The following is a 15,142-nucleotide window of genomic DNA, read 5'->3' as shown; positions in this document are numbered from 1 at the left end:
GTTTCAGCCGATCTTCTTCAGTCCGGCTTTGTACTGCGGTCCCCGGATCGCGTAGGACTTCGCCGGCCGCGACAACGCCTCCGCCTGCGCGGCATCAAGTGTGCGCACCACGCGCGCGGGCGCACCGATGATCAGGGAATTTTCCGGAAACTCCTTTGCCCTCGGTGATGACGGAGCCGGCGCCGACGACACTGCCGCGCCTGATGCGCGCGCCGTTCATCACGATCGATCCCATCCCGATCAGCACACCGTCTTCCAGCGTGCAGCCGTGCACGATCGCATTGTGGCCGATCGTAACGTTGTTGCCGATGGTCAGGGGAAAGCCGGGATCGACATGCAGGGTCGAATTGTCCTGGACGTTGGAGCCTTCGCCGATCTCGATCCACTCGTTGTCGCCGCGCAGAACGGCGCCGAACCAGACGCTCGCCGCGGATTTGAGGCGCACCTTGCCGATCACGACGGCATTGTCGGCGATGAAGTAGCTGCCGTCGGCGGGAAGATCGGGCCCCTGCCCGTCGAGTTCGTAGATCGCCATAGAGGTCTCCCTGGAGCGTTTTCGGTTCTGATTGATCAGAACTGAGGCTCTCGTCAGGACGACCTTGGCACAGCGGCCGACATGGTTTCAAGCAAGCGCGATCATGATCCGGACACGGATCAGGAGCCGGCGCGGATCACCCGATCACGCCGGCAGCGCGCAGCGTCATCACGAAGAAGGTGCCCGACATCAGGCTCCAGAAGCCGGAGATGACGGTTGCCATCATCACGAACTCGAACCGGCGGCGCTCGATGCGCGCACCACGCAGCGTGTTGCGCATGATGATGAACGGTGCGGCGAAGACGAGAAACGGGACCGCGGCAAAGGTCCTCGGCGCCACGCCCTCCTGCAGCAGGCCGAAGCCGGCCGGACGCTCCGCCATCGCCTGATAACCGCTGGCCAATGCGCCGGCGAGCGCGAAGCCGATGAAGAGCGAGAACAGGGAATTCAAGGTATCAGGCGACATCGGAACTTCCGCTACGCAACAGGCCACTCACCCTGCTTCGCAGAATTGGCGGCGAGCCGCCACATCATCCTTAAGGAAAGGTTAACCGGCGGCGCCCGGCGCGGCGTTTGCGCATGGCCATTCGCTCCGGGATTCCATTGGAATCGTACGGAAATTCCGCATCACGTGGCATATTCGGCAGGTGATTCGGCCACTCCCGACCTGCACTTTGCCTCGCCCATGACGCTACTCTCGACCGCCCAGCATCTCGCCCGCGACACCCGCCGCAATCCGCGCGCGCATCTCGTTCCGATCATCGCCTCGGCAGTCATCGCGGCCGGTGCGATTGCGCTCGTCGCCTATCTGCTGTGGCCGACCTATACGACCATCCCGCCCAGCGATCCGTCGCGACTGCCGGTGAGCGTCGGCGGCACGCTGTTCAACGTGCCGACCATGGCGGTGCGCATGAAGATCCAGCGTCACTCCGGGCCGCAGGAGCGCGTCGACCTGAGCTTCCTCTATCCGTCGCTGGAGGCGCCGGCCGCGCCGAAGCACTACAGCGCCGAGACGGTCGAGGACAAGGTGCAGCCGATCGACAGGATCTTCGTGTCGATCGCGGCACATCACGATTCACTCGCACCGGACATGCGGCTGCGCACGATCTATCCGCGCTATCTATCTCGCGACGAGCGCGCGAATACCGATGACGGCTTGACGGCACGCGCGTTCCGCGACGGCACGCCCTATGGCGGCGAGGACCTGTTCACCGCGACCGAGCCGCAATTGATCGCGCGCTGCACGCGCGATACGTCGACGCCCGGCATGTGCCTGAGTGAGCAGCGCATCGAAGGCGCCGACCTGACCTTCCGCTTTCCACGCAGTTGGCTTGCGCAATGGCGCGACATCGCCACCGCGATGAACCGCCTCTCCGCGCAGATGCATAGCGCGAAGGGGTAGCTCCTCGTCATTGCGAGCGAAGCGAAGCAATCCATCGAGCCGCTAACGCGGAAATATGGATTGCTTCGTCGCTTCGCTCCTCGCAATGACGCGCCGAGACCAGGCTGTTCAGCCCTGCTCGCCCAGATCTTCTTCCAGGATGGCCATCTGGAACTGGAACGAGCGATCATCGTCCTCGTCGTCGACGAACAGCACGCCGATGAACTCCTCGCCGATATAGACCTCGGCCGAGTCGTCCTTCTTGGGCCGCGGCACCACGCGGATCTTGGGATTGCTGAACACGCGTTTGAGATACGCGTCGAGCTTCCTGACTTCCTGAACGTCCACAGCCGTCTCCAATCGGGTCGATGATTTTCGGGGGAGTTTTAGGACGAGACGGCAAAGACCGCCAGAGCCTTTTCAGGCTTTGGTGACGTGATGTTGCGCACACGCTAAAGCGCGGTACCGATCAGAAAGCGAGTGAAATCAAAGCCCGATCGCGTTGAGCATCTGGTCCATGGTGCGCGACGGCTCGGCACAGCCGGCCTCGCCGACGATTTTCGCCGGCACGCCCGCGACCGTGACGTTGTGCGGCACGGGCTTGACCACGACGGAGCCCGCCGCGATCCGCGCGCAATGACCGATCTCGATATTGCCGAGGATCTTGGCGCCGGCGCCGATCAGCACGCCGTGGCGGATCTTCGGATGGCGATCCTCGTTCTCCTTGCCGGTGCCGCCGAGCGTGACTACCATGCAGGATCGAGACATCGTCGTCGATGACGGCCGTCTCGCCGCAGACGAAGCCGGTGGCATGGTCGAGGAAGATGCCGCGGCCGATCCTGGCCGCCGGATTGATGTCGGTCTGGAACACTGCCGACGAGCGGCTCTGCAGGTAGAAGGCAAAATCCTTGCGGCCCTTCTGATAGAGCCAGTGCGCGAGACGATGGGTCTGCAGCGCGTGGAAGCCCTTGAAGTAGAGCAAGGGATCGATGAAGCGCGAGGTCGCGGGATCGCGATCATAGACGGCGACGAGATCGGCCCGGAAGGCGTTGCCGATATCGGGCTCATCGCGCAATGCCTCGCCAAAGGTCTGGCGGATCAGGTCGCCCGACAGCGCGGCGTGATCGAGCCGCTCGGCAATGCGATGGACCACGGAATCTTCCAGGCGCTCATGATGTAGCACGGTCGCATAGATGAAGGATGCGAGCTCCGGCTCGCGCCGCAGGATGTCTTCCGCCTCACCGCGAATTCGATCCCAGATCGGATCGAGCGCCGCCAGCTTTGCCCCCTGCGGATTGACCTGATGAACTGCCATAGCTGCTCTCGCAATTCGGTTGTTCTGATGTGCGTTATAGCACGGTGACCCCAGCGCGTCCCGGGAAGGCTCGGTACGGTAAACCCCAGCCGAACGCCCTCCGGGCCGACGTCTAGGGGAGTTGGTCGGGATTTTGCCGAAATCAAGCCGTGCTTCTGCAACTATTGGCGGATTTCGTCCCGAGTGTGGTTTTGGGCATGGTCGGCCCCAATAAAAAGGGGAAACATCATCAATACCCAGACGTTACGTGGGCGCCTGACCGACGCACGGTCGGTCTGGATTGCCACCATTGCCATTCCCCTCCTCCTGCTCGCGCCTGCCTTCTGGAACGGCTATCCGCTGCTCCAATGGGATACCGGCGGCTATCTGGCGCGCTGGTACGAGGGCTATCTGGTGCCGAGCCGGTCCACGGTGTTCGGCATCTACCTCCATGTCGGTGAGACATCGGGCTTCTGGCTCAACCTCGGCATCCAGACCCTGGCGACGCTGTGGATCCTGCAACTGACCCTGCGCATGCTCGAGCTCGCCCGGCCGGCCCGGCTGATCGCGATCAGCCTCGCGCTGATCGCCGCCACCGCCCTGCCCTGGCTCGCCAGCATGCTGCTGACCGACATCTTTGCCGGCCTTGCGGTGCTCGCGCTCTACGTCCTCATCCTGCATAGCGACGGGATATCGACGCTGGAGAAGGCGGTGCTGTTCGGATTCACAGCGTTTTCCGCCGCCACGCACAGCGCGACGCTCGCGGTGTTGCTTGGGCTCTGCTGCGTCGGCTGGATGCTGCGTCCGTGGCTCGGCCGTCGCGTCCCGGTCGCGGGCCTCATGCAAGGCAGCCTGACCATCGTCACCGCCGCCGTGATGCTGCTGGCGGCGAACTTCGCGCTGTCGGGTCAGCTTGCCTGGACACCCGGCGGCTATGGCGTCGCCTTCGGCCGCATGCTGCAGGATGGCATCGTCGCGCAATATCTGCGCGATCATTGCGCCAAGGAGAACCTGAAGCTGTGCCCCTATCGCGACGCGTTGCCGCCGACCGCCGACGACTTCCTGTGGGGTCACAGCATGTTCAACACGCTCGGCCGCTTTCAGGGATTGAATGACGAGATGGGCCACATCGTGGTGCGTTCGCTGGCCGAATATCCGGGATGGCAGGCCAGGGCGGCGCTGAAAGCAACCGCCGACCAGCTGTTGGATGTCGCGACCGGAGAAGGCTCCTCGGGCTGGATCCCGCATACCTACGGCATCATCGAGCGCTATATTCCCAAGCAGGTCGCGCCGATGCGCGCCGCGCGGCAACAACAATGGGCCCTCGACTTCACCGCGATCAATCGCATCCACGTGCCGGTCGCGCTGGCCTCGATGCTCCTGGTCGTGATCCTGTTCGGCCGCGGACTGTGGCAGCGTCGACTCGACGATTTGACGCTGCTGGCGGGCACGGTGACGCTCGCTCTGCTCGGCAATGCCGCCGTCTGTGGCGTGATCTCGGGGCCCCACGACCGCTACGGCGCGCGCATGGTGTGGGTCGCGACCTTCGTGGTGCTGATCGCGGCGACGCGCGCCTTCGCCAAGAACGATGCCGAGGACGATGCCGAGAACGACGCCGACGAGCTATTTTCGCCGCGACAGGAAGTCGATGACGCCGGTCTTGTAGACCTTGTCACCGACCGCCCGCATGTGGTCGCGGTTCGGAATGTCGAGCACCTGCGATCCCGGAATGATCCGGCCGAGCGCTGACGCCGAGCCCGCGATCTCGTCCTTGCTGCCGACCGCGATCAGAACCGGCACGCGGATGCCGGCGGCCTCCTCGCGCGTCATCAGGCGGCGCGAGCCACGCAGGCAGGCGGCGAGCGCGCGGCGGTCGGAGCGGGTCTGATCGGCGAAGGCGCGGAACGTGCGGCCGACCGGATCGGTGACGTCGTCGAGCGACGGCACCTCCAGCGCCAGCGCGACGGCCTCGCCGGGACCGCCGCCCTCGATCAGCCCGATGCCGATGCCGCCGAGGATCGCCGAACGCACCCGATCGGAATTCTCACGCGCCAGGATCGCCGTCATCCGCGAGCCCAGCGAATAGCCCATGATGTCGGCGCGCGCGATTCCGAGATGATCCATCAGCGCGATCACGTCGCTTGCCATGGTTGCGATCTCGTACTGCGCGGCGTCGTAGAGCTTGGCGGATTCACCGTGGCCGCGATTGTCGAGCGCGATGACGCGACGGCCGGCCTTGACGAGCTCCGACACCCAGGTCGGATAGATCCAGTTGACGTTCTTGCTCGACGCAAAGCCGTGCACGAGCACGATCGGCTCGCCCGCGCCTTCGTCGATATAGGCAATTTCAACATCGCCGTGATGGAAACTCGGCATCATCGATTCCGTTTTTTCTTGGGACTTTGGGATTTGGGATTGGCGATCGACCGGCGACCGCAAGCTTAGCGTGAAACCTAGCCCTGGGCGGGCATACTCGCCAGCGCGGCCTGCGCGGTCATCTGCCGCTTCAGGCGCAGCGCCTTGCTTCGTCTGAGCCACCACGCCGTGGTTCGCTCGGTGGCGGCCTTGATCGACGACAGGAAGCCGAACAGCGCAAGCAGCGCGCCGAACAGCCACACGGTGAGATCGAACGTGCCGGCCACGAGCAGCAGCGCGCCGCGGCCGAGCAGCTTGATGATCGCGCGGGTCTGGCCGCCCTTCACGTCCGCGATGCGGGCCGCGCGCGCGATCTCCTGCGGGTTCTCCGCGACCTTCAGCGTGTCTCGCGCGGCACGAACCCCGGCCGCCTCGCCGATACGCCCGACGTCCTTGGCGACGCGCACCAGCGCGCCGGCTTTCTCGGCGCGGAACGCCGCGCGGATCGCGGTTGCAGTTTCCGCCGGCCGCAGCACCGAGCCGGACGCGACCGCCTCGCGCAGCGCCGGCTGATCGACCACCTCGCGGGTCGAGCGCCCGGCCCATTCGATCATCCCCTCACTCAGCCGTCCGGCCTTGCGCGTATCCTTGACCAGCGTCAGTCCGGCGCGCAGCGGCGCGGCTCCGCCGACCGACACATAGGTGGCCGCAGTCACGGCGAGCCCGGCGGCGGCAAGGCCAAGCACCAGCTGATCGGTGTCCTCGCCCATCACGAGGTGCTTGCCTTCGCACACGACGTCCCTGACGTCACCGAACACGAACAGATCGCCGGCGACGGTGCCGGACAGGCTTGCGACATCGTCGGCATTGCCGGTCACGAGACCGGTGGCAAATCCCTTGGCGAAATGCGTGGTGGACGATTGCTCGGCGCGCGCGTCGTCGACACGCCTTGTGAGTTCATCACTGAGCGCGATGTTCTTCTCGCTTGCGAGCGCGACGAAGCTGGTCGCAAGATCGGCATCTCCGGAGGCGAGCGCCGCCTCGATATTGTCCGATATCAACGCCGGGTTGTTGCGCAGGACGGAATTGAGCCTGAGGTCGGCGAGCGCGGCCGGATCGTTCCGCGCTGACAGCACCATGCCGGCGTTCCGGGCGTGCGGCCAAATGGCCGCGCCCACGGCAGCGCTCGCTGCCAGGCCGGCCACCGCAAAACTGAGGCGCACCCCGTTCATTCCGCTGAAAACCCCTAGTTTTATTCGCCTTGTTCAGTTGGCCTTGGAAATAGTGTACCGTTTTTGCGACACAACGGCTCCGACCAAAGAAGGGCTTCTCTGGGACGACAAGATTGTGTCGAATTTGCATGAGCACATGAGCCATCGGGGCTCTAGGAATCAACTGTTCCCGTCAGTATGGTGCGCGGCATTTCGCGATGCCGCATGCTGTTGATTGCGTTTGCCCATCGTTGCCACCAAGGTGAGAATATGTCCGACCACGTCGTCCCGCACTTCCATAACGATGCCGGTGTCTCGGTGATCGAGATCGGGTCGCAGGAGTTCATGTGCGTGGGCGCCAACCCTCCGTTCGACCATCCGCACGTGTTCCTCGACCTCGGCAACGACAGCGAGATCATCTGCCCGTACTGCTCGACGCTCTATCGCTTCGCGTCCGACCTCGCGGCCGGCGAAGCGCGGCCGCCGGAATGCGTGCTGAAAGACAAGGTCGCCTGACCGCTCCGTGGCGCTGACGCGAACCGTCATCGTTGCCGGCGCCGGGATCGGAGGACTGACGGCGTCGCTGACCTTGGCGTCACAGGGCTTTCGCGTCGTCGTGCTGGAAAAGGCCGAGCGGCTCGAGGAAGCCGGGGCCGGCATCCAGCTCTCTCCCAATGCCAGCCGCATCCTGGTCGAGCTCGGGCTCAAGGAACCGCTGGCGCGGCGTGCGGTCACGCCGGAATCCGTCAACATCCTGAGCACGCGGGCCGGTGGCGAGATCGCGCGGATGCCGCTTGGCCGGGCCGCCGAGTTCCGCGCCGGTGCCCCCTATTGGGTGATCCACCGCGCCGATCTGCAGGCCGCGTTGGAGGCCGCCGTCAACGACCATCCCGATATCGATCTGCGGCTCGGCTGCCAGTTCGAGGATGTGACCAAGCACGCCAAGGGGCTGACGGTGGTGCAGCGCCGCGGCAACGCGCGGCAAGAGGAATTGGCGGTTGCGCTGATCGGCGCGGATGGCATCTGGTCGTCGGTCCGCGGACATTTGTTTCCGGATGTACAACCGCAATTCTCCGGCCTGATCGCCTGGCGCGGCACGCTCGACGCGACCGCCCTGCCGCGTGAATACACCGCGCCGCGCGTGCAGCTGTGGATGGGGCCGGACGCGCATCTCGTGGCCTATCCGATCTCGGCCGGACGCCAGCTCAACGTGGTCGCGATCGTGTCAAGCACCTGGAACCGGCCGGGCTGGAGCGCGCCCGGCGACATCAACGAGATCAAGGGTGCGTTCGCTACCGCGCGCTGGCCCGCCACGGCGCGGATGCTGATCGGCGCGGTCGATGGCTGGCGCAAATGGGCGCTGTTCACCCTGCCCGACATCGGCCGCTGGAGCGAAGGCGCGGTGACGCTGCTCGGCGACGCCGCGCATGCGATGCTGCCGTTTGCCGCGCAAGGCGCCGGCATGGCGATCGAGGATGCGGCCGTGCTCGCCAAGGCCCTCGCCGACTGCACCGGCGAAAACACCGCAGGCATTCCCGCCGGGTTGAAGCGCTACGCCGAGATGCGGCGCGAGCGCGTGCTGAAGGTGCAGCGCATGGCGCGGCAGCAGGGCCGCATCTATCATTTGAGCGGACCCCTGGCGATCGCCCGCGATCTCGCGATCCGCGCCATCGGTCCGCAGCGCATGCTGGCGCGGCAGGACTGGATCTACGACTGGCGCGCCTGAGAGATCAGGTGAACGCGGCTTGCGTGCGCGACCGGCAATCGGCTCATCGCGAAGTGCTTTTCAGTGAACGAGGCCTCGCGGCGCGCGCGGGCCCGTTGCCCCCGGTGCAGGCGCCGCGGGTGCGGCCGCCGCCGGCGTATCCGGCGGGCTCTCATGGCAACTTGTTGGCGCGCCAGGCCTGATCCGCAAGCCTCTGCTGAGCGTGGATCGAGATCAGCTCGTTGCGATAGACCATCTCGGAGACCACGGTACCGCCGACGCCGGTCTCCGCCTTGGCCATCAACTTTTCCTGATCCGTCGCGCGAGACGTGAGATTCTTGCGCTCGGTCTCGAGCTGCTTGCAATCATACAGATCGTATTTGGCGGGATCGGCGAATGCCGACGGCACGCTGTCGCCGATCTGCGCGCAGCCGGAAACGCCCGCAGCCGAGCCGAGCAGCGCAACGATGGCTGCCGCGCGCGACAGATTTGGGCGGCGTGAGGGACGAACAGACATTCAGCTTTCTTAGTCCGACAGTGTTGAGATTGCCTAAAGCAGCCGCCGGTGTCCGGATTGAGGCTCAATCGCGGCGGCGCGCTGCTTATCCCAATGCTCGGCCGCTGAAGCAAATGGAATTGCAAGCCGCAGGTTAGGCCTGAGGTCGCGGACCGGACACAAGCGTACGACCGCGTTGAAGACGTGCGCATGTCTAGGCCGCCGGTTGCGTGGATTTCCTGACGACCAGTTCGGGAGGAAGTACGACGTGCCGGATCTCGGCCGACCTGCTCTGGAGCATTTCGATCAGCATCCTGGCAGCGATCCGCCCCATCTCGCGGTGCTCGATGCGCACGGTGGTGAGAGGCGGCGAGACGACATCCATGAATGGCATGTCGTTGTGACCGACGAGCGAGAGATCCTCCGGGCACCGCAGGTGCCGCTCCTTCAGAGCGTCAAGGGCACCGATCGCCAGCAGGTCGTTCGCGGCAACGATCGCAGTCACCTGATGCTGCCCACCGACGAGATACGCCGCCGCCAACGCACCCCCTTCGCGCGTGTATCCCGCGGCTTCACGTATGACCCCGGTCAATCCGTGCCGCGCCATCGCGCGCTCGAAGCCGTCACGCCGCAGCGCGCCGGTTGAAGTCGACAGCGGCCCTGCGATATGCGCAATGCGGCGGTGTCCGATATCGACGAGATGATCGACGGCGAGACGCATTCCCATTTCGTCGTCCGAGACGACTGAGGAGACGCGATCGCGCGCTTCCGATCGATTGACCAGGATCACAGGAACGCCGCGCCGGATACAGAAACCGACGAGTTCGTCATCCTGCGAAACCGTCGCCAGGATCAGACCGTCGACCCGCTGGCTGAGCAGTCTCTCGACAAAGGAGATCTGCTGCGACGATATATTCCCGGCGTCCGCGACGATCGGTGCGTAGCCTTCCGCAGAGAGAACCTCCGTAATGCCGCCAAGGATCGGAGCGAACACCGGATTGGTGATGTCGGGCAGCAGCACACCGACGAGATCGGATCGCCCCAGTCGCAGGTTGGCGGCCAGCCGGTTCGGTTGGTAGCCCAGCGCCGCCGCCTGGGCGGAGATCCTCCTGGCGACGTCGTCCGCGACCAAATGCCGTTTCTTGGGATCGAGGGCCCGCGACACCGTCGAAGGGTGAACGCCAACGGCGTCCGCGATCTGCTTGATTGTCGTGACGGCTCGATTCACCCAGCGATTCCTGCTGCTTAGCTCGTTTGCGAAATGAGCATAGCGGTTCCCTTGACTCATTGCAATCGATTGCAATATCTCATGCAAACGATTCCAATCAACCATTGGGAGCCCGCCGATGTCTCACGGCATTATCGAAAAGCTCGAGGACGTGACGCCGACCGTGTTGCGGGCGCTGGCGTCGACCGACAACGCGCGGCTTCGAACGGTGATGGAAGCCTTCGTCAGGCACCTACATGCCTTCGCCCGCGAGGTGAAACTCAGCGAGGCGGAATACGATCTCGGCATCGATTTCCTGAACCGGATCGGACAGGCCACCCACGACAGCCACAACGAGGGCATCCTCTTCGCGGATGCGACCGGCTTCTCGACGCTGGTCTGCCTGCTGAACAACGGCAACGCCGGCGCGACCGAGACCGCGGCGGCATTGCTGGGCCCGTTCTGGCGGGCCAATTCTCCCCGAACGGAAAACCGGGCATCGATCGTTCGTTCTGCGACGCCCGGCCCCGAACTCTTCGTCGCGTGCGAGGTCGTCGACATCGCGGGCAAGCCCCTCGCCAATGTCGAGGTCGACGTCTGGCAATCCTCGCCTGTCGGCCTCTACGAGAACCAGGACGAAACGCAGGCCGACATGAACCTGCGCGGCAAGTTCACCACCGACGCCTCGGGTCGATTCTCATTCAGGTCGGTCAAGCCCGCCGGCTATCCCGTGCCGACGGATGGCCCGGTCGGCGACATGCTGCGCGCCCAGAACAGGCATCCCTACCGGCCGGCACACATGCACTTCCTGGGCTTCAAGCCCGGCTACAAGACGCTGATCACGCAGGTCTTCGTCGACCACGATGAACACCTGAACAGCGACGTGGTGTTCGGGGTGACGCGCACGCTGGTCGGCGACTATCGCCGGCATGACGACGGCGATCCACCGGCGCCCGGGGTCCGCGCCCCCTGGTACACGCTGAACTATCGCTTCACCATGGAAAACGGTGAAGCGATCCTCCCCAAGCCACCGATCAAGTGAGGCTGACGATGAATCGATCCATGAAGGACAAGGTCGTGCTCGTCGTCGGCGGCGCCGGCAGCATCGGGGCCGTGTCCGCCAAGCGCTTCGCCGAACTCGGTGCCCGCATCGCAATCAGCCACCGCGACGTTCGGGACGAGACCGCCGCTGCGGCAACGGTGGTGCAATCCCTGCCTGGAGACGGCCACGCCGCGTTGATCGCCGACGTCGCGCAGACGGCAACCCTGACGGCACTGCGCGCCGAGATCGAGCGGCGCTTCGGCCGGCTCGACATCCTCGTCAACGCCGCCGGCTTTACCAAGCCGGTGCCTCACGCCGATCTCGACGCGCTGGACGACGACCTGATTGACCGGATGTTCGCGGTCAACTGGCGCGGACAATTTGCGGCGATCCGCACCTTCGCTCCGCTCCTGAAGGCATCCGGTGACGGCCTCGTCGTTTCGATATCATCGATCGCGGGCACCAACGGGATCGGGTCCTCGATTGCCTATTGTGCCGTCAAGGCCGGCATCGACGTCATGACGAAATCGCTCGCCCGCGTGCTGGCCCCCGAGGTGCGGGTGCTCGCGGTCGCACCCGGCGTGGTCGACACCGGCTTCGTTCCGGGGCGCGGCGCGGACTTCAACGCCAAGACCGCGACGACGACACCGCTGAAGCGGATCGCGACCGCGGAGGACATCGCCTCGGCCATTCTCGCCTGTGCAACCCAACTCGGCTTCGCGACCGGAACGACTTTCGTGGTCGACGGCGGCCGCTCGCTCTGAAGGAGCCTCCATGCGATCTCCCCGCGAAAAGGCCATCATCACCTGCGCCGTCACCGGCAACCTGACGACACCCGAGCAGACCCCCCATCTTCCCATCACGCCGGCGCAGATCGCTGACGCCTGTCTCTACGCCGCCGATGCCGGCGCGGCCATCGTCCACATCCACGTTCGAGACCCGCTTACCGGTCGTCCCTCGATGCTGCTCGACCACTATGTCGACGTCGTCGAGCGCATTCGCGCGCGCAACCCCGCGTTGATCCTCAACATCACGACCGGACCGGGCGGACGCTTTGTTCCATCCAAGGACGATCCGAAGGTGGCCGCCGAAGGCACGACCCTGATGGCGCCGGAGAAGCGGGTCGAGCACATCGCCGCGCTGCGACCGGACATCTGCACGCTCGATCTCAACACCATGAACTCCGGAGGCGAGGTCGTGATCAATACGCCGGCGAACGTTCGCCGGATGGCGAAAGTGATCGCGGACGCCGGCGTCAAACCGGAGATCGAACTGTTCGATTCCGGCGATATCGCCTTGATGTGCGATCTCTTGGCCGACGGCTCCCTGCAAGGGCCAGTCCTGTGTTCCTTCGTGATGGGCGTTCGTTACGGCTTTCAGCCTTCCCCGGAAACCGTATTGTACGCGCGCGGCCTGCTACCGTCGGACGCGGAATTCACCGCGGTCGGCATCGGCAAGGCCGCATTCACGACGGTTGCACAATCCTATCTTGCGGGCGGTCACGTACGGATCGGCCTGGAAGATGCGGTCTATCTCACACGCGGCCAGCTCGCGACCTCCAACGCGGAAATGGTCACAAAGGCGCGCCGCATCGTCGAGGATCTCGGAGGCGCCGTCGCGACGATCGAGGACAGCAGGCGGATCGTCGGCCTGCCCTCGCCCACGAAGACAATCAAGGCTTAGGAGCGAGCTATGAATGCCATCACCAGATCGGGGATCGATGTCGTCGTCGAGGCGACCTGCGTGCGGCTCAATGCCAAAGCCGCCGATGCGGCGGCGATCGCGCCGTCCATCGAGAAACATTCGCTCACGCGGCAACCGCACGAAGTCGTGGTTGCGATCGAAGCCGCAGGCGTCAACCCGTCGGACGTCAAGGCCGCCACGGGATTGATGCCGTATGCGGTGTTCCCAAGAACCCCGGGCCGTGATTTTTCCGAGGCGGGTGGTCGAAGGGCCGGACGCATTGATCGGAAAAGCTGTGTTCGGTTCGTCGGGCGACCTCGGAATCCGCCGCGACGGTACGCACGCCAGCCATGTCGTCGTCGAGGCCGCGGCCCTGGTCGAAAAGCCGGACGGAATTTCAATGGATGAGGCTGCAGGGATCGGCGTACCGTTCGTGACAGCCATCGAAGGCTTTCGACGAGCCGGCGCGCCGAGACCCGGCGAACATGTCCTCGTCATGGGCGTCAACGGCAAGGTCGGGCAGGCTGCGGTCCAGCTTGCGACCTGGCAAGGCGCCAGGGTGATCGGCGTGGTGCGCAAGGACGAACCCTACGAAGGCCACGCCAACGCCCCGATCCAGATCATCAATTCCTCGGCGACCGACGTCGCGGAACGTGTGCGCGAACTGACCGACGGCCACGGAGCCGATATCGTCTTCAACACGGTCGGGGATCCCTATTTCGACGATGCGCATCATTCGCTTGCAAAGGCCGGGCGGCAGATCCTGATCGCCACGACCAACCAGACGGTCAAATTCAACATCCTGGAATTCTATCGCGGACGGCACACTTATCTCGGCGTCGACACGCTTGCGTTTTCTACGATCGAAAGCGCAGAGCTGCTGCGCAGCGTGCTACCTGGGTTCGCCGGCGGCTTCCTGCGCCCCTATCCGATCATCCCGTCCTCGATCTACCCGCTTGCTGAGACGAAGGCGGCCTACACCGCCGTGATCGGATCATCGCGCAACCGCGTCGTACTGCGACCGGGAGCCTGATCATGAATGTCGTTCGCTTCGGCGAGGCGTGCGCCTACGCGGCGCCCGGACACCACGACATGGCCATGGTGCGTCTGCAAGGGCGCGAGGCTGGCCCCTCGTCCGACCTCCGGATCGGCGTTTCGGTGATCGCCCCCGGCGGGCGGCACGACGGACAGATTGTCCACGCACACGAAAACAAGGCTTGAGGCCGGCCAACCATCAGGCCGGCCTCATCACTCCCGCTCGGCGTTCATCGCGGTCTTGATGAGCTGAACGGGCATCGCTTGAGCCCGATCGGGAAGCTCGGTCACGGACGGCTGCGTTACTTCTGCTTGTCGCCGACGCCCTTCGCGGCTTGCTCGATGACCTTTGCCACTGCCTCCGGCTTCGAGACATACACGGCGTGACTGCCGGCCTGATCGACGGTCTTGGCACCGGCGCGCTTGGCCATCATCCGCTGCGCGTCGACCGGGATCATCTTGTCGTTGGTCGCCACCAGGTACCAGCTCGGCTTGCTCTTCCAGGCCGGCGCGCTCACCTCGCCATTCAAGGCGGCGACACCCCAGGGCACCTGCGAGTCAGCCATGAATGCCGCGACATCGGGCTTCACATCGGCTGCGAACGCGGCGGCGAACTTCGCGTGATCGAGCGACAGGAAGCCGTCCTTCGGCGGCAGGATCGGCGGCACCGGCGCACCGGGAGGAGGATTGGCGATCAGCTTGCCGACCGATTCACCCTGGTCGGGCGCGAACGCCGTGATGTAGACCAGCCCCGCGACCTTCGGATCGCTGCCCGCTTCGGTGACGACGACGCCACCATAGGAATGGCCGACCAGAATGACATTGCCTTCGGCGGCGGCGATGGCGCGCTTGGTGACGGCGACGTCGTCCGCCAGCGTGGTGGTCGGGTTCTGGACGATGCTGACCTTGTAGCCGTCCTTCTTCAGGATCTTGTAGACGCCTTCCCATCCCGAACCGTCGACGAAACCGCCATGGACGAGGACGATCGATTTGACCGGGGCGGACTGGGCCTGGGCCGCGGGGATCGTCGCGGTGGCGAGGCCCAGCGACGCTGCGGCGGCGAGCAATTTGGTGGCAACAGACATTGAAGTTCTCCTGGATGTTTATTTCGCGATAATCTTTATCGCGATAATCATCGTATAATTGCCCTCGATTTGCTTGTCCAGATATTTTTTATCGTGATAACGATTTTCGTGGT

14 protein-coding genes and 4 pseudogenes are annotated in these 15,142 nt (G+C 64.7%); 9 read left to right on the top strand and 9 right to left on the bottom strand.

The genetic code is table 11. The annotated features are described in order from the left end of the window. Positions 1-3: 3 nt before the first annotated feature. Both ACVWW1_RS05065 and ACVWW1_RS05060 read right to left on the bottom strand, forming a co-directional pair. Positions 4-535 (bottom strand): annotated as a pseudogene (locus ACVWW1_RS05065) (gamma carbonic anhydrase family protein). A gap of 136 nt (positions 536-671) precedes the next feature. Continuing rightward, complete coding sequence (locus ACVWW1_RS05060) at positions 672-1,001, bottom strand: DUF6949 family protein (protein ID WP_092115175.1); 330 nt, start codon at positions 999-1,001, stop codon at positions 672-674. A gap of 219 nt (positions 1,002-1,220) precedes the next feature. On the opposite strand from ACVWW1_RS05060, the gene ACVWW1_RS05055 reads away from it, so the two are divergent. Beyond that, complete coding sequence (locus tag ACVWW1_RS05055) at positions 1,221-1,937, top strand: hypothetical protein (RefSeq protein ID WP_456655067.1); 717 nt, start codon at positions 1,221-1,223, stop codon at positions 1,935-1,937. Positions 1,938-2,045: 108 nt separating this feature from the next. On the opposite strand, the gene ACVWW1_RS05050 is transcribed toward ACVWW1_RS05055, so the two are convergent. Then, the gene (locus ACVWW1_RS05050) at positions 2,046-2,264 is read right to left on the bottom strand and encodes a DUF3126 family protein (protein WP_050406403.1); all 219 of its coding nucleotides are present in this window, start codon (positions 2,262-2,264) and stop codon (positions 2,046-2,048) included. A 138-nt stretch (positions 2,265-2,402) separates the two neighbouring features. Continuing rightward, a pseudogene (gene cysE / locus ACVWW1_RS05045) lies at positions 2,403-3,231 on the bottom strand (serine O-acetyltransferase). A gap of 183 nt (positions 3,232-3,414) precedes the next feature. Between cysE and ACVWW1_RS05040 the strand changes: the two are divergent. After that, a pseudogene (locus ACVWW1_RS05040) lies at positions 3,415-4,806 on the top strand (hypothetical protein); the annotation flags it as partial. A gap of 27 nt (positions 4,807-4,833) precedes the next feature. Here the strand turns inward: ACVWW1_RS05040 and ACVWW1_RS05035 are convergent. Together ACVWW1_RS05035 and ACVWW1_RS05030 are read right to left on the bottom strand one after the other, a co-directional pair. Beyond that, a complete protein-coding gene (locus ACVWW1_RS05035) occupies positions 4,834-5,586 on the bottom strand; it encodes an alpha/beta fold hydrolase (protein ID WP_456655066.1) in 753 nt (250 codons plus the stop codon). 77 nt (positions 5,587-5,663) lie between these two features. Next, positions 5,664-6,797 carry a hypothetical protein gene (locus ACVWW1_RS05030; protein WP_456655065.1) on the bottom strand — a complete coding sequence of 378 codons (1,134 nt, stop codon included), beginning with the start codon at positions 6,795-6,797 and terminating at the stop codon, positions 5,664-5,666. Between the two features lie 249 nt (positions 6,798-7,046). Here ACVWW1_RS05030 and ACVWW1_RS05025 point away from each other — a divergent pair, with 249 nt between their 5' ends. Further along, positions 7,047-7,292: a zinc-finger domain-containing protein gene (locus ACVWW1_RS05025; RefSeq protein ID WP_092115185.1), complete on the top strand. Its 246-nt coding sequence runs from the start codon at positions 7,047-7,049 to the stop codon at positions 7,290-7,292. A gap of 7 nt (positions 7,293-7,299) precedes the next feature. Continuing rightward, on the top strand, positions 7,300-8,502 hold the full coding sequence (locus ACVWW1_RS05020) for an FAD-dependent monooxygenase (protein ID WP_456655064.1): 1,203 nt from the start codon (positions 7,300-7,302) through the stop codon (positions 8,500-8,502). A 151-nt stretch (positions 8,503-8,653) separates the two neighbouring features. Here ACVWW1_RS05020 and ACVWW1_RS05015 read toward each other — a convergent pair whose 3' ends face one another. After that, complete coding sequence (locus tag ACVWW1_RS05015; protein ID WP_456655063.1) at positions 8,654-8,998, bottom strand: twin-arginine translocation pathway signal; 345 nt, start codon at positions 8,996-8,998, stop codon at positions 8,654-8,656. A gap of 193 nt (positions 8,999-9,191) precedes the next feature. Then, the gene (locus ACVWW1_RS05010) at positions 9,192-10,205 is read right to left on the bottom strand and encodes a LacI family DNA-binding transcriptional regulator (RefSeq protein ID WP_456655062.1); all 1,014 of its coding nucleotides are present in this window, start codon (positions 10,203-10,205) and stop codon (positions 9,192-9,194) included. Positions 10,206-10,323: 118 nt separating this feature from the next. Here ACVWW1_RS05010 and ACVWW1_RS05005 point away from each other — a divergent pair, with 118 nt between their 5' ends. The 5 genes and pseudogenes from ACVWW1_RS05005 to ACVWW1_RS04985 all read left to right on the top strand — a co-directional run bounded on the left by ACVWW1_RS05005 (position 10,324) and on the right by ACVWW1_RS04985 (position 14,130). Continuing rightward, on the top strand, positions 10,324-11,226 hold the full coding sequence (locus ACVWW1_RS05005; protein WP_456655061.1) for a dioxygenase family protein: 903 nt from the start codon (positions 10,324-10,326) through the stop codon (positions 11,224-11,226). Between the two features lie 8 nt (positions 11,227-11,234). Further along, entirely contained in the window at positions 11,235-11,990 is a 756-nt protein-coding gene (locus tag ACVWW1_RS05000) for an SDR family NAD(P)-dependent oxidoreductase (RefSeq protein ID WP_456655060.1), read from the top strand. Between the two features lie 10 nt (positions 11,991-12,000). After that, positions 12,001-12,909: a 3-keto-5-aminohexanoate cleavage protein gene (locus tag ACVWW1_RS04995; RefSeq protein WP_456655059.1), complete on the top strand. Its 909-nt coding sequence runs from the start codon at positions 12,001-12,003 to the stop codon at positions 12,907-12,909. Positions 12,910-12,918: 9 nt separating this feature from the next. Beyond that, positions 12,919-13,942: pseudogene (locus ACVWW1_RS04990) on the top strand (quinone oxidoreductase family protein). A 2-nt stretch (positions 13,943-13,944) separates the two neighbouring features. After that, positions 13,945-14,130, top strand: a complete 186-nt coding sequence (locus tag ACVWW1_RS04985; RefSeq protein ID WP_207830765.1) for a cupin domain-containing protein — start codon at positions 13,945-13,947, stop codon at positions 14,128-14,130. 116 nt (positions 14,131-14,246) lie between these two features. Here ACVWW1_RS04985 and ACVWW1_RS04980 read toward each other — a convergent pair whose 3' ends face one another. After that, the gene (locus tag ACVWW1_RS04980; RefSeq protein ID WP_456655058.1) at positions 14,247-15,029 is read right to left on the bottom strand and encodes an alpha/beta hydrolase; all 783 of its coding nucleotides are present in this window, start codon (positions 15,027-15,029) and stop codon (positions 14,247-14,249) included. Between the last annotated feature and the right edge of the window lie 113 nt (positions 15,030-15,142).

Source organism: Bradyrhizobium sp. JR3.5 (assembly GCF_054057015.1).
This window is presented reverse-complemented; position numbering and strand designations above follow the sequence as displayed.

Excerpts from the sequence above, each read along its gene's own strand:
- ACVWW1_RS04995 (WP_456655059.1), top strand. The coding sequence starts at position 12,001 with ATGCGATCTCCCCGCGAAAAGGCCATCATCACCTGCGCCGTCACCGGC.
- ACVWW1_RS05005 (WP_456655061.1), top strand. The coding sequence starts at position 10,324 with ATGTCTCACGGCATTATCGAAAAGCTCGAGGACGTGACGCCGACCGTG.
- ACVWW1_RS05030 (WP_456655065.1), bottom strand. The coding sequence starts at position 6,797 with ATGAACGGGGTGCGCCTCAGTTTTGCGGTGGCCGGCCTGGCAGCGAGC.
- ACVWW1_RS05000 (WP_456655060.1), top strand. The coding sequence starts at position 11,235 with ATGAATCGATCCATGAAGGACAAGGTCGTGCTCGTCGTCGGCGGCGCC.
- ACVWW1_RS05055 (WP_456655067.1), top strand. The coding sequence starts at position 1,221 with ATGACGCTACTCTCGACCGCCCAGCATCTCGCCCGCGACACCCGCCGC.
- ACVWW1_RS05025 (WP_092115185.1), top strand. The coding sequence starts at position 7,047 with ATGTCCGACCACGTCGTCCCGCACTTCCATAACGATGCCGGTGTCTCG.
- ACVWW1_RS05060 (WP_092115175.1), bottom strand. The coding sequence starts at position 1,001 with ATGTCGCCTGATACCTTGAATTCCCTGTTCTCGCTCTTCATCGGCTTC.
- ACVWW1_RS04985 (WP_207830765.1), top strand. The coding sequence starts at position 13,945 with ATGAATGTCGTTCGCTTCGGCGAGGCGTGCGCCTACGCGGCGCCCGGA.
- ACVWW1_RS05015 (WP_456655063.1), bottom strand. The coding sequence starts at position 8,998 with ATGTCTGTTCGTCCCTCACGCCGCCCAAATCTGTCGCGCGCGGCAGCC.
- ACVWW1_RS04980 (WP_456655058.1), bottom strand. The coding sequence starts at position 15,029 with ATGTCTGTTGCCACCAAATTGCTCGCCGCCGCAGCGTCGCTGGGCCTC.
- ACVWW1_RS05035 (WP_456655066.1), bottom strand. The coding sequence starts at position 5,586 with ATGCCGAGTTTCCATCACGGCGATGTTGAAATTGCCTATATCGACGAA.